The organism is Streptomyces sp. SGAir0957 (assembly GCF_043523415.1).
Genome location: NZ_CP027293.1, coordinates 4694081 through 4705969, shown reverse-complemented (window position 1 = coordinate 4705969; position 11889 = coordinate 4694081). Strand labels below are relative to the sequence as shown.

General features: G+C 70.1%; 15 protein-coding genes and 1 riboswitch. Of the genes, 5 read left to right on the top strand and 10 right to left on the bottom strand.

Annotated elements, in window-relative coordinates; genetic code table 11:
- Positions 1-17 precede the first annotated feature (17 nt).
- Both C1N81_RS25995 and C1N81_RS25990 read right to left on the bottom strand, forming a co-directional pair.
- On the bottom strand, positions 18-221 hold the full coding sequence (locus tag C1N81_RS25995) for a hypothetical protein (protein WP_394432998.1): 204 nt from the start codon (positions 219-221) through the stop codon (positions 18-20).
- Positions 218-436 carry a hypothetical protein gene (locus C1N81_RS25990; protein WP_394432996.1) on the bottom strand — a complete coding sequence of 73 codons (219 nt, stop codon included), beginning with the start codon at positions 434-436 and terminating at the stop codon, positions 218-220. Before C1N81_RS25990 ends, C1N81_RS25995 begins: the two co-directional genes overlap by 4 nt.
- A 115-nt stretch (positions 437-551) precedes the next feature.
- On the opposite strand from C1N81_RS25990, the gene C1N81_RS25985 reads away from it, so the two are divergent.
- From C1N81_RS25985 to C1N81_RS25970, 4 genes are all read left to right on the top strand, one after another.
- Complete coding sequence (locus tag C1N81_RS25985) at positions 552-1397, top strand: helix-turn-helix domain-containing protein (RefSeq protein WP_394432994.1); 846 nt, start codon at positions 552-554, stop codon at positions 1395-1397.
- Positions 1372-1581, top strand: a complete 210-nt coding sequence (locus C1N81_RS25980) for a DUF397 domain-containing protein (RefSeq protein WP_394432992.1) — start codon at positions 1372-1374, stop codon at positions 1579-1581. The genes C1N81_RS25985 and C1N81_RS25980 overlap by 26 nt, the downstream gene beginning before the upstream one ends.
- A gap of 223 nt (positions 1582-1804) precedes the next feature.
- Positions 1805-2677, top strand: coding sequence for a hypothetical protein (locus tag C1N81_RS25975; RefSeq protein ID WP_394432990.1), 873 nt, complete (start codon positions 1805-1807; stop codon positions 2675-2677).
- 55 nt (positions 2678-2732) lie between these two features.
- The gene (locus C1N81_RS25970; RefSeq protein ID WP_394432988.1) at positions 2733-3011 is read left to right on the top strand and encodes a hypothetical protein; all 279 of its coding nucleotides are present in this window, start codon (positions 2733-2735) and stop codon (positions 3009-3011) included.
- 11 nt (positions 3012-3022) lie between these two features.
- On the opposite strand, the gene C1N81_RS25965 is transcribed toward C1N81_RS25970, so the two are convergent.
- The 8 genes from C1N81_RS25965 to thrC all read right to left on the bottom strand — a co-directional run bounded on the left by C1N81_RS25965 (position 3023) and on the right by thrC (position 10530).
- On the bottom strand, positions 3023-4186 hold the full coding sequence (locus tag C1N81_RS25965; protein WP_394432986.1) for a glycosyltransferase family protein: 1164 nt from the start codon (positions 4184-4186) through the stop codon (positions 3023-3025).
- Between the two features lie 43 nt (positions 4187-4229).
- A complete protein-coding gene (locus tag C1N81_RS25960; RefSeq protein ID WP_394432984.1) occupies positions 4230-4832 on the bottom strand; it encodes a hypothetical protein in 603 nt (200 codons plus the stop codon).
- Positions 4825-5322, bottom strand: coding sequence for a SigE family RNA polymerase sigma factor (locus tag C1N81_RS25955; RefSeq protein WP_394432982.1), 498 nt, complete (start codon positions 5320-5322; stop codon positions 4825-4827). Before C1N81_RS25955 ends, C1N81_RS25960 begins: the two co-directional genes overlap by 8 nt.
- Before the next feature lie 86 nt (positions 5323-5408).
- Entirely contained in the window at positions 5409-6116 is a 708-nt protein-coding gene (locus C1N81_RS25950; protein WP_394432980.1) for a DUF6215 domain-containing protein, read from the bottom strand.
- A gap of 138 nt (positions 6117-6254) precedes the next feature.
- Positions 6255-7880, bottom strand: a complete 1626-nt coding sequence (gene groL / locus C1N81_RS25945) for a chaperonin GroEL (protein WP_394432978.1) — start codon at positions 7878-7880, stop codon at positions 6255-6257.
- Positions 7881-8231: 351 nt separating this feature from the next.
- Positions 8232-8441 carry a cold-shock protein gene (locus C1N81_RS25940; RefSeq protein WP_109445992.1) on the bottom strand — a complete coding sequence of 70 codons (210 nt, stop codon included), beginning with the start codon at positions 8439-8441 and terminating at the stop codon, positions 8232-8234.
- Positions 8442-8873: 432 nt separating this feature from the next.
- A complete protein-coding gene (locus C1N81_RS25935) occupies positions 8874-9149 on the bottom strand; it encodes a MoaD/ThiS family protein (RefSeq protein ID WP_164323599.1) in 276 nt (91 codons plus the stop codon).
- A gap of 82 nt (positions 9150-9231) precedes the next feature.
- Positions 9232-10530 (bottom strand): threonine synthase, encoded by a 1299-nt coding sequence (thrC, locus tag C1N81_RS25930; RefSeq protein ID WP_394432976.1) that lies wholly within the window; start codon positions 10528-10530, stop codon positions 9232-9234.
- An 18-nt stretch (positions 10531-10548) separates the two neighbouring features.
- A riboswitch (SAM riboswitch) is annotated at positions 10549-10704 on the bottom strand.
- 178 nt (positions 10705-10882) lie between these two features.
- Here thrC and C1N81_RS25925 point away from each other — a divergent pair.
- The gene (locus tag C1N81_RS25925) at positions 10883-11857 is read left to right on the top strand and encodes a glucosyl-3-phosphoglycerate synthase (RefSeq protein ID WP_394432974.1); all 975 of its coding nucleotides are present in this window, start codon (positions 10883-10885) and stop codon (positions 11855-11857) included.
- Positions 11858-11889: the final 32 nt, after the last annotated feature.

The following is an 11889-nucleotide window of genomic DNA, read 5'->3' as shown; positions in this document are numbered from 1 at the left end:
ACCACTTCCCTGCCCGCTCAGGGCAGTCGTCCCTCCTGATTGACCACCCGGACCCGCGCCCGCAGCTCGTCGAGCACGGGCGCGGGCGCCACCGCCTCCGGCGGGCAGTCCCACTCCGCCCCGCCGCCCGGTGGCCGCAGCTGCAGGAAACCGCCCTCACGCGCCATCACCTGCCCGACGCGGCCGTCGCGGGTGTCGATCACGTACGGGCCGAGGCTCATCGCCGGTTCCTCTCGTGCAGCACCGCGACCATCCGCAACGTCGTGTCCAGGTTGACGCACCCGAGGTTCACCAGCGGATACGCGGTCTCCCCGGCCGCCGACACGGCGTCCACGCGCAGGGACGGCAGCAGCACCCCCAACACGCCGAGCTCGGCCCGCAATTGCTCGATCGCGTCCTCGACCACCCGCAGACGCTCCGTATCCCGCACCACCATGCTCCACCCCTTCACAGCAAGTTGCGCTTTCGCCACACAGCGTGACGGCTACGGGCCTACGGTGAACAGAGGGCACCCCCCAACAGCCGCACCTGCTGCACCGGAGCTGATGCAGATGACCGGACCGAAGGACCTCGACCCCGCCGCGCGCCGCGTCATGATCGGTGAGGAGCTCCGCCACGCCCGCGAGAGAACGGGCCTGACTCAACAGGCCCTGGGCGAGCGGCTGTTCGTCAGCGGCTCGTACATCGGCCAGATGGAGGCGGGTACGCGCCGCGTGTTGCCGGACATGGCGCTCCGCTTGGACGAGGCGCTGGGCATGGGCACGTTTTTCGTACGGCATTGCGTCAAGGCGAACGCGTCCAAACACCCCGAACAGTTCGCGGAGGCGGCCGAGGCGGAGGCCCTGGCGACCTCGATCATGGAGTACGGGGGCATGCTCATCCCCGGCCTGCTCCAGACACCGGAGTACGCCCGCGCGGTGTTTCTGGCCTACCAGCCCACCGCGCCGGACGAGGCGATCGACCAGCTCCTCAGCGCCCGAATGGAGCGCGCCCGCCTTCTCGACAACCCAACAGACCCGTTGTTGTGGGCCGTCCTGGACGAGGCCGCGCTACGACGGCCGGTCGGCGGCTCCGCGGTGCTCGCCGCGAACCTGCGCCACATCGCCGAGCTGATCGGACAACGACGAGTGGTCGTGCAGGTCCTCCCATTCGCGGCGTGCGCCCACGCCTCGCTGCACGGCGCGCTCAAGCTCATGCACTTCGACGACGCGCCCCCGCTGTCCTTCATCGAAGCCCCCACCACCGGGCGCTTGTTGGACGACCCAGCCACGGTCGCCCGCCACCAGCACTCCTACGATCTGCTTAGGGCCAACGCGCTCACCCCGAACCAGTCCCTGGCCCTGATCGCCTCAGTGGCAGAGGATTACGAGCATGAAGATCACGAGCCCCGAGCTTGACCTGACGTCAGCCACGTGGCACAAGTCCACGTACAGCGGCGGCGAGGGCAGCAACTGCCTCGAAGTCGCCACCAACCTCCCCGGACTCGTCCCGGTCCGCGACTCCAAGAACCCCGCCGGCCCGAGGCTCGTGCTCCGGGCGGAGGCCTGGTCCGCGTTCGTCGCCGACCTGCGGCGGGGGTGACCCGGGGCTCAAGCCCCGAGGCCCGAGCGCTGCTTGTAAGGATTGGGGGGTGGGTCTCAACCCACCCTCCCTCCCTGCGCGTTGGGTGCATCGGACACGTTCCGGCACCGGCTTGCCACGCTGGGTGACGAGGCCCTAACGTCACCGATTAACGAACGAACCCCCGCGGTGCTACCAACACACGCGGGGGCACTAACCATTGAAGATCTAACAGGGAGATCTCATGGCTGACGCCAACTTTAGTGCCGCCTCCACCTCATCGCACCCCATGGCGAACCCGGGCTACGGAAAACGTTCCGCGCCCGACCAACACCCGCGCACAGGGCATGACTTCACGCACCTTCCCGAGCGGGAAGCGCACATCGCCGGGTTCATCGACCGGCTGCCCGACGGCTCGGAGATGTCGGTGAAACTCCTTTCGCGCTGCCTCCCGTACGGCCAGGCGGCGATGCGCACGGCGCTCAACAACCTGCAACGCGCCGGGCATCTGCGGCGGGGCCGCGAACACGTGCACGGGTCGGGCAGCGCGCGCTGGGTGACGCGGACCTGGTTCTCCCGGACCGCGAGGGGCGACGCCTGGTGGACGGCGTACGCGATGGGCGACGTACCGGAGGAGACGCCCGAGAAGACCGAACCAACGCAACGCCCGACGCGGACCCGCGCGTTCCTGCTGCTCGCGGCGCTGGGGCGGCGCTCCCCCTCCCTGGCGCTCTCGGCGGCCGAGTGCGCGCGGCTCGCGCCGGAGGCGGAGCGGTGGTTCACGCGCGGCGCGAGCGAGGACGACATGCTGCACGCCCTGACCGCCGGGCTCCCCGCACGGGTCCACAGCCCGGCCGCCCTGCTGCACCGGCGCCTCGTCGACAAGCTGCCGCCCCCGGCACCCGTGTCGACCCGCCCGATCCTGCGCGTCATCGAGTGCGCCAAGTGCGGCACACCCGGCCACCCCGAGGTCCTGGTGGGCGGTACCTGCTCCCTGTGCCGGGGCGCGCAGCCCGCGCCGAGGCAGCTCACCACCCTCGCTCCCGCGACCGTCCACGGGCACGCGGCGCAGATCCGCAGGGCCATGGCCCACGGCCGCGAGGAGACACGGGTCTGACCGGGCCGCTCCCGCTCCACATGCGCCCCCGCCACCGCTCCCGCATCCTGGCCCCATGGCTGACAGCACGTTTTCGAAGATTTCCTGGACGGAGTTCCGGCCGAACCAGCGGCGGCTCGTCACCGGCACCGCGCTGTGGGGCGCCGGGCTGCTCGTCTCGGCGGTCGGCGTCGGCGTCCTCGCGTACGAAGTGGTGCGGGCAGGCCGCACCTGGACCGGCGGCTGGGAGGTGCCGCCCACCGAGATGGCGTCGCGCGCCTTCCACCAGGCACAGAGCGCGGCCCAGGCGGGCCGGGACGCCTGGCAGAGCTACCAGGAGACACCACTCCGTTAGCACGGCGGTCGCTACCCGGCCCAGCGGCCCGACAGGAACGTCACCGCGTACAGCGTCGACATCGGCGCGAGCACGCACAGGCAGACGTACGCGGCCCGCTGGCTGCGCACCGTCCAGGCGGCGAGGCCCGCCCACAGCGGCCACCACAGGAGCGTCGCGCGCGGGATCGACGTGTACCAGTAGGACGTGCCGAGCGCCCACAGGCTCAGCGCGATGTACGTCGCCTCCGCCCAGCGGCGACGCCGCAGCAGCCAGCCGAACAGGGCGAGCCCGAGCAGCATCCCGAGAAGTTCGGCCTGGCACATGACGGCGTACCCGGTGGCGTAGCCGCCGTCGAAGGCCGCGTCCCAGGTGTGCGACCACGCCTGCCACGGCGCGTGGAACGTGCGGTACCAGCCGCGCTCCTCCGCGTGCTTCCACGCCATCCAGTCACCGGTCTTCGCGTGCAGGTAGACGGTGTACGCGAGCACGGGCACGGCGGGCAGCGCCAGCCAGGGCAGCCGCCGCCACCGCCGCCCGGGACCGTGCGCCACGAGGAACTGCACGAGCAGCGCCGCCGCGAGGAAGAGCCCGCTGACCCGCACGGCCGACGCGGCGGCGGTCAGCAGTGCCGCCAGAGCCCACTGTTCGCGCCGCGCCGCGAGCCACGCGGGCAGGGCGAACGCGAGGAACAGCGACTCGGTGTACCCGGCCGCCAGGAACACGGCGCAGGGCGAGAGCAGCAGGAGCAGCACGGCCCGGCTGCCGACCACGTCACCGGCTATGCGGGCCAGGGCGAGGACGGCGACGCCGCCCGACACGAGCGAGATCAGCAGCCCGGCGGCCGTCCAGTCGGGCACCACCCCGTGGACGGCGCGCAGCACGAGCGGGAAGCCGGGGAAGAACGCCTCGGAGTTGTCCTTGCTGTGGAAGTAGCCGAACTCCGCTATGGACCGGTAGTGCGCCCAGTCCCACTGCTGAAACGCCGAGAACAGTGGCCTGGCCTCCTTGGCGTCCGCGGAGGCGGGGAAGAGCCGGGTCACGCAGTACGCGGTGACGAGCAGTCCGAGCCGGGTGAGCAGATAGATCCGCAGCACCGTCAGATCGCGCGGACTCGGCCGCAGGCGTCTCGGCCGCCGCCGCGGTACGGCGGCCGTGCCGGGTATAGACGGCGCTTCCAGAAGGGCCGCGGGCATACGGGAGCTCCGTTCGGGTCGTGCGTGGGTGTGGGGGGATGCCTCAGGGACGGCTGGGCGGCGCGGAATCCGGCGGAGACGTCCGCTGCGGATCCGAGGTGGGGGGCGCCGAGAAGCCGGATAAGCCCGAGGAGTCGGAGGAGTCGGAGGAGTCGGAGGAGTCGGAGGAGGAGTCGGAGGAGTACGAGGTCGCGGTCCCGGTCGGGGACGAGGTCGCGGTCCCGGTCTCGGTCCCGGTCTCGGTCGATGCCGCGGTCGCGTTCTCGGTCGAAGTCGAGGACGAGGACGCGGAGGAGGACGAGGACGAGGACGAGGACGGTGACGTGTCCGGCGGCAGCGTCGTCGCCGGTGGCGCCGGTGGCGTCGACGGCGGGCCCGACGACGGCGCGGGCCGCGGCACCCCCGTCCGCGCGGGCCGCACCGTACCGGGCCCGTCCGCGAGGAGATTCGCGGCGACGCCGCCGCCCGCCCCGGCGCACAGCACCACGGCCGCGGTCGCCGCGACGGCGAGGCGGCGCCGCCGCAGCCGGTCGCCGCGGGCCCGGATCACCGCGCCCGGCGCCGGGGGCACGGCCCCGCGCCCGCCGGACGCGGCCAGTTCCTTGAGCGCCTCGGCGAGGCCGGGCTCGTCGCGGTGCTCAGTCACGGTGTGCCTCCTGCGCGCACGGGTCCTGCAGACGGGCGGCCAGGGCGGTCCTGCCCCGGGACAGATGGGTCTTCACGGTGCCGGTCGACAGGCCGGTCTCGCCCGCTATCTGCTCCACGGAGAGATCGCAGATGTAGTGCAGGGCGACGACCCTGCGCTGCTGCGCCGAAAGCTCCTTCAGCGCCTCGACGAGGGCCACGGTGCCGGGCTCGGGCGCGCCCACGTCCGGCGCGGCGCCGTGCCGCAGCCAGGCCTGCTCGCTGCGGCGCAGCTTCTTGAAGCGGCGTATCGCGAGCCGCCAGGCCACGGTCCGGATCCACGCCTCGGGCGCGGCCTCCCGGTCGAGGCGCCCGCGCCGGCTCCACGCCTTCACGAACGCCTCCTGCACGACGTCCTGCGCCTCCTGGGCGTCGCCGAGCATGACGTACAGCTGCCCGGTGAGCCGCCCGACCGCATGGGCGTAGAACTCCTCGAACTCCTCTGCGGTCAACGCCGTGCTCCCTGTGGTTCCCGACCGTGCTGTCGTGCTCTATAGACCTGGCGGCCGGACGCCGGTTGACACGTGTCCGAGGATTTTCAGGAATCCCACCCGGGGATCGCCGGGAGCACCCGCTCGGCGACGTCGAACAGCACGGCGTCGTCCGGCACCGCGCCGTCCTCGCGCCACACCGTCAGCTCGAAGGAGCCGCCCTTGTCCCCGGTGTCCTGCGCCACGGACAGGACACGGGCCGGAACGCCGGGACCGCTGCTCGAATCGCTCCCGTCCAGCCGGAACTGGAGGCTGATGGTGCGGTCCGAGTAGAGGACCGCGCGGTGGCCGTGGAAGCGCCGGTTCTCCACCGGGTCGTCGAAGAGGCTCGCCGTGAGGGCGACCGGATGGTCGTCGTAGGTGCCTTCGAGGTCCACGGTGTACGTGTCGAACTCGACCCGCGCCGACGGCGTCGGGATCTTGCGGCCGCCCGCCATCGTGACCTCGCTGTCGCCGCCCGACGCGTTCTTCGGGATCTCGGCGGGCGTGCCGAGCAGGGTGGCGAGGTCCTTGCGGTTGAGGGCCGCGCACAGTTCGGCGCCGGTGACCCGCCCCGCCGCCTTGTTCTTCCTGCCGCCGTCCTCGTCACCGTCCGAGCAGGTGGCCGGTTTCGGTTCGCTCTGCCCCGAGGCCGTGTCCCCGGAGCGCAGCTCCGTCGCCCAGAGGCCGAGGCCCAGCGCTCCGACGACGCCCAGCGCCGCCACCACCTGCCCCCAGGCAAAGGCGTCCTCGGATCTGCCGCCCGCGTCTCCCATAGCGTCCCCCCGTGTCTGTCATATGCCCGTCATGCGCCCGGGGACTTTAACCCGGCAACGCCCGAGGGCGGCACCCCCTCCTGAAGAGGAAGTGCCGCCCTCGGGACGAACAGACCAGCTGAACCGGAACGAACCGGATCAGAAGTCCATGTCACCGCCCGGCATGCCGCCCGGAGCGCCGCCGGCAGCGGCCTTCTCCGGCTTGTCGGCGATGACGGCCTCGGTGGTGAGGAACAGCGCGGCGATCGACGCGGCGTTCTGCAGCGCGGAGCGCGTCACCTTGGCCGGGTCGAGGATGCCCTCGGCGATCATGTCGACGTACTCACCCGTGGCGGCGTTCAGACCGTGGCCGACGGCCAGGTTGCGCACCTTCTCCACGACGACGCCACCCTCAAGGCCACCGTTGACGGCGATCTGCTTGAGCGGGGCCTCCAGGGCGAGCTTCACGGCGTTGGCGCCGGTCGCCTCGTCACCGTCGAGCTCCAGCTTCTCGAAGACCGCGGAGGCCTGGAGCAGGGCCACGCCACCACCGGCGACGATGCCCTCCTCGACGGCCGCCTTCGCGTTGCGAACGGCGTCCTCGATGCGGTGCTTGCGCTCCTTGAGCTCGACCTCGGTGGCGGCACCGGCCTTGATGACGGCCACGCCGCCGGCCAGCTTCGCCAGACGCTCCTGGAGCTTCTCGCGGTCGTAGTCCGAGTCGCTGTTCTCGATCTCGGCACGGATCTGGTTGACGCGACCCTGGACCTGGTCGGTGTCACCGGCGCCGTCGACGATCGTCGTCTCGTCCTTGGTGATGACGACCTTGCGGGCGCGGCCGAGCAGGTCGAGACCGGCGTTCTCCAGCTTGAGGCCGACCTCCTCGGAGATGACGGTGCCACCGGTGAGGATGGCGATGTCGCCGAGCATGGCCTTGCGGCGGTCACCGAAGCCCGGGGCCTTGACGGCGACGGACTTGAAGGTGCCACGGATCTTGTTGACGACCAGGGTCGACAGGGCCTCGCCCTCGACGTCCTCGGCGATGATCAGCAGCGGCTTGCCCGACTGCATGACCTTCTCCAGGAGCGGCAGCAGGTCCTTCACGTTGCCGATCTTGGAGTTGACGATGAGGATGTACGGGTCGTCGAGCGACGCCTCCATCCGCTCCATGTCGGTGGCGAAGTACGCCGAGATGTAGCCCTTGTCGAAGCGCATACCCTCGGTGAGCTCCAGCTCCAGACCGAAGGTCTGGGACTCCTCGACGGTGATGACGCCTTCCTTGCCGACCTTGTCCATGGCCTCGGCGATGAGCTCGCCGATCTGGGTGTCGGCGGCGGAGATGGAGGCCGTCGAAGCGATCTGCTCCTTGGTCTCCACGTCCTTGGCCTGCTCGAGGAGAGCGGCGGAGACGGCCTCGACGGCCTTCTCGATGCCACGCTTGAGGGCCATCGGGTTGGCACCCGCGGCCACGTTGCGCAGACCCTCGCGCACCAGGGCCTGGGCCAGGACGGTCGCGGTCGTCGTGCCGTCACCGGCGACGTCGTCCGTCTTCTTCGCGACCTCCTTGACCAGCTCGGCGCCGATCTTCTCGTACGGGTCCTCGAGCTCGATCTCCTTGGCGATGGACACACCATCGTTGGTGATCGTGGGGGCGCCCCACTTCTTCTCGAGGACGACGTTGCGACCCTTGGGGCCCAGGGTCACCTTGACGGCGTCGGCGAGCTGGTTCATGCCGCGCTCGAGGCCGCGCCGTGCCTCCTCGTCGAACGCGATGATCTTGGCCATGTGAAGTGGTCCTCCCGGACGGGGTGGAAAAGCAAGCAAACGGACCGTGCTGGTGCCCGCGACGGACGGCCCCTGAGCCTTGTGGTTCCTTGCCCCACCGGCCCCCGGACCTCACCGACCCGATCCAAGTTCTGTCACTCTCACTCGGAGAGTGCTAAGCCCAATGATTAGCACTCGACCCATGCGAGTGCAAGCGGCTACCACACATCCGGCGGGGGCGCGCGCAGCGCGAAGCACGGTCCGGGCGACGAAGGGAGTGTGACGACAGGCCCTGGTACGACGAAGGGCCCGCGCCCCCTCGGGGGACGCGGACCCTTCGTCTCGTACGAAGCCTGTCAGTCGCGACGCGCTTCAGCCGGCGGCGGCAAGGCGGACCATGTCTGCCTGCGGCCCCTTCTGGCCCTGCGAGATCTCGAATTCCACTCGCTGACCCTCTTCGAGGGTGCGGTAGCCGTCCATCTGAATCGCGCTGTAGTGGACGAATACATCCGCACCACCGTCGACCGCGATGAAGCCGTACCCCTTCTCCGCGTTGAACCACTTGACGGTGCCCTGAGCCATGCCTAACTCCCCTATTACTGGCCCTTGCACAGATCCGCACTTCGCGGATCCGGGTCAGACCTCACCCTCCCCAATGGGTAGGGGTGTGCGCCGGAACGCGTCGACCGCGGCTGAATGTATCTGCCCAACTGCCGTCTGCAACAGGTCAATCGGACGTGAAATCTGGGCACCCTCGAACGGGGAAACCGGGCCAACTCACCGGATCCCTGGGCAACTCGGGCCAGGCAAATGCCATAAAAGGCTCGAAGGGGCTGGGCACTTTGGCTGCTTCTTGTCGCGTCCCGAGCGGAAACTCATATGCGCCCGTCATGCACCACGCGGGGAAACGAACCAGGTTCCCCAACTGTACCGCGCTCAACCATGCAGAATTGCCCCCTCCGCTTCTCTCGCGGAGGGGGCAACAGGGGTAACTCAGCGTGCATCAGGGGAAGATCAGCCGCCGGCGACGGCCGGAATGATCGACACGCCGGCGCCGTCCGGCGTCGCGGTCTCCAGACCCTGCTCGAAGCGGACGTCGTCGTCGTTCACGTAGACGTTGACGAAGCGGCGCAGCTTGCCCTGGTCGTCGAGGACGCGGGCGGCGATCCCGGTGTGGTTCTTCTCGAGATCGGCGATGACCTCACCGAGCGTGCCCCCTTCGGCGGCGACCTCGGCCTGCCCACCGGTGTAGGTACGCAGAATGGTAGGAATGCGGACGTTGACGCTCACAACTCACCTCAGCACTAGCGGGGGCCCGGGGGGCAGAGCCCCCGGTTACGGGAAGGGGCGGGGCGGGGCGGGGCGGGGAAACCTACTCGGCGGCGAGCCCGGCGGCCCGGAACGCGTCGAGGGACGGCTTGATGGTCGCCGTGGCCTGCGAAGTCTCGGCGACAGCGTCAAGCGTCTTGAGCCCGTCACCGGTATTGAGCACGACGGTCGTCAGAGACGGATCGATCAGCCCGGCCTCGATGAGCTTCTTGGTGACACCGACCGTCACCCCACCGGCGGTCTCCGCGAAGATCCCCTCGGTCCGGGCGAGCAGCTTGATCGCGTCGACGACCTGCTCGTCGTTCACGTCCTCCACGGCACCACCCGTGCGGCGCGCGATGTCGAGCACGTACGGACCGTCGGCCGGGTTGCCGATGGCGAGGGACTTGGCGATGGTGTTCGGCTTCTGCGGCCGGACGACGTCGTGGCCGCCCTTGTACGCGACCGAGACCGGCGAGCAGCCCTCGGCCTGGGCGCCGAACAGCTTGTAGGGCTTGTCCTCGACGAGGCCGAGCTTGATCAGCTCCTGGAGCCCCTTGTCGATCTTCGTGAACTGCGATCCGGAGGCGATCGGGATGACCAGCTGGTCGGGCAGCCGCCAGCCGAGCTGCTCGCAGATCTCGTAGGCCAGCGTCTTGGAGCCCTCGCCGTAGTACGGGCGCAGGTTCACGTTGACGAAGCCCCAACCCTCGCCGAGCGGGTCGCCGATCAGCTCGGAGCAGAAGCGGTTCACATCGTCGTAGTTGCCCTCGATGGCGACGAGGTCACCGCCGTAGACACCGGCCATGACGACCTTGCCCTGCTCCAGGTCGTGCGGGATGAACACGCAGGAGCGGAAGCCGGCACGGGCGGCGGCGGCGCCGACGGCACCGGCCAGGTTGCCGGTGGAGGAGCAGGACAGCGTCGTGAACCCGAAAGCGCGCGCGGCCTCGATGGCCTGGGCGACGACGCGGTCCTTGAAGGAGTGCGTGGGGTTGCCGGAGTCGTCCTTGACGAACAACTTGCCCTGCTCGACGCCGAGTTCACGGGCGAGGTTGTCGGCCTTGACGAGCGCGGTCCAGCCGGGGTTCAGGTTCGGCTTCTCGGCGACGTCGGCCGGGACGGGAAGGAGCGGGGCGTAGCGCCACACGTTGGCCGGGCCCGCCTCGATCTGCTTGCGGAGCGCCTCGGGGTTACCGACCGGCAGGTCGTACGCGACTTCCAGAGGCCCGAAACACTCGACGCACGCGAAGATCGGGCCGAGCTCGAAGGTGGTGCCGCACTCGCGGCAGGAGAGCCCGGAAGCCGGACCGAGATCAACGGTCTGCTGAGCGGTTCCGGTGGCGACAGTCTGTACAGCCATGAGAGGCGAGGCCCTTTCTCCTCATCTTCCTCGCGACGCATCTCGCCGCGAGACGGATTTGGCACCTTCCCTAGCCGGGAGCCTCGCGGTGGACAGTTGCGGTGTCCTACGAGACCGGCTGGAGGGTTGCCGGGGCTTCAACGGGCCGTATCCCTCTGCCCCTCTGGATGAGCGGTATTCGGTTGTTTGTGGCAGTTGTGTCGGCGGCGACCCCGGCATGCGATGGTCACCGGCCTTGTTCAAGACTGTAACCGAAGGCCCGGACCCTTGAGATAGTCGTCCGAACCGCGAGATGGATCACACCCCGCCCCCGGACCCGCCCGTGCACCCGCCCCCGAAGGAGCCACAGACCGTGCTGGAAGAAGTCGAACGCTGGCTTGAGCAGCGCTCCTGGTCGGTGGCCGACCGCCCGCTGCACCAGTTGACCGCGGCGAAGCGCGCGTCCGGCCAGACGGTGAGCGTGGTGCTGCCCGCGCTCGACGAGGAGGCGACGGTCGGCGAGATCGTCACCGTGATCCGGCGCGAGCTGATGACGGCGGCGGTGCCGCTCGTCGACGAACTGGTGGTCCTGGACTCCGGCTCCACCGACCGCACCGCAGAGGTCGCGGCGGCGGCCGGGGCGCGCGTCGTGCACCGGGACACGATCCTGCCGCGCATCCCGGCCGCGCCCGGCAAGGGCGAGGTGCTGTGGCGCTCCCTGTACGTCACCAGCGGCGACATCGTCTGCTTCGTCGACGCGGACCTGAAGGAGTTCTCGGCGGACTTCGTCTCCGGGATCGTCGGCCCGCTCCTCACCGACCCGGGCGTCAGCTTCGTCAAGGCGATGTACGACCGCCCGCTGGGTACTGAGTTCGATTCGCCCGCCTCCGGCAGGACGGCAGGGCAGGGCGGCCGGGTCACGGAGCTGATGGCCCGCCCGATCCTCAACCTGCACTGGCCGCGCCTCGCCGGATTCGTCCAGCCCCTCGGCGGCGAGTACGCGGCCCGCAGGACGCTCCTCGAACGCCTGCCGTTCCCGGTCGGCTACGGCGTCGAGCTGGGCCTGCTCGTCGACGCGCTGCACACCGTGGGCCTGGACGCGCTCGCCCAGGTCGACGTGGGCGTGCGCCGCCACCGCCACCAGGACGGGCTCGCGCTCGGCCGGATGGCGGCGGCCATCTACCGCACGGCCCAGCTGCGGCTCGCGCGCGGCCAGCTGGTACGGCCGGAGCTGACCCAGTTCGAGCGGGGCGAGCGCGGCTTCGTGCCACGGACGTACGCGGTGGACACCGTGGAGCGGCCCCCGATGGCCGAGATCGGTGAGTATGCGGAGCGTCGCGTGGCATAGACGTGGGTTAATCATGCTTTCTGTCTAAATTG

Bases quoted from the DNA above. Each gene is read 5' to 3' on its own strand.
- C1N81_RS25995 (WP_394432998.1), bottom strand. From the start codon at position 221: ATGAGCCTCGGCCCGTACGTGATCGACACCCGCGACGGCCGCGTCGGG.
- C1N81_RS25990 (WP_394432996.1), bottom strand. From the start codon at position 436: ATGGTGGTGCGGGATACGGAGCGTCTGCGGGTGGTCGAGGACGCGATC.
- C1N81_RS25985 (WP_394432994.1), top strand. From the start codon at position 552: ATGACCGGACCGAAGGACCTCGACCCCGCCGCGCGCCGCGTCATGATC.
- C1N81_RS25980 (WP_394432992.1), top strand. From the start codon at position 1,372: ATGAAGATCACGAGCCCCGAGCTTGACCTGACGTCAGCCACGTGGCAC.
- C1N81_RS25975 (WP_394432990.1), top strand. From the start codon at position 1,805: ATGGCTGACGCCAACTTTAGTGCCGCCTCCACCTCATCGCACCCCATG.
- C1N81_RS25970 (WP_394432988.1), top strand. From the start codon at position 2,733: ATGGCTGACAGCACGTTTTCGAAGATTTCCTGGACGGAGTTCCGGCCG.
- C1N81_RS25965 (WP_394432986.1), bottom strand. From the start codon at position 4,186: ATGCCCGCGGCCCTTCTGGAAGCGCCGTCTATACCCGGCACGGCCGCC.
- C1N81_RS25950 (WP_394432980.1), bottom strand. From the start codon at position 6,116: ATGGGAGACGCGGGCGGCAGATCCGAGGACGCCTTTGCCTGGGGGCAG.
- groL (WP_394432978.1), bottom strand. From the start codon at position 7,880: ATGGCCAAGATCATCGCGTTCGACGAGGAGGCACGGCGCGGCCTCGAG.
- C1N81_RS25940 (WP_109445992.1), bottom strand. From the start codon at position 8,441: ATGGCTCAGGGCACCGTCAAGTGGTTCAACGCGGAGAAGGGGTACGGC.
- thrC (WP_394432976.1), bottom strand. From the start codon at position 10,530: ATGGCTGTACAGACTGTCGCCACCGGAACCGCTCAGCAGACCGTTGAT.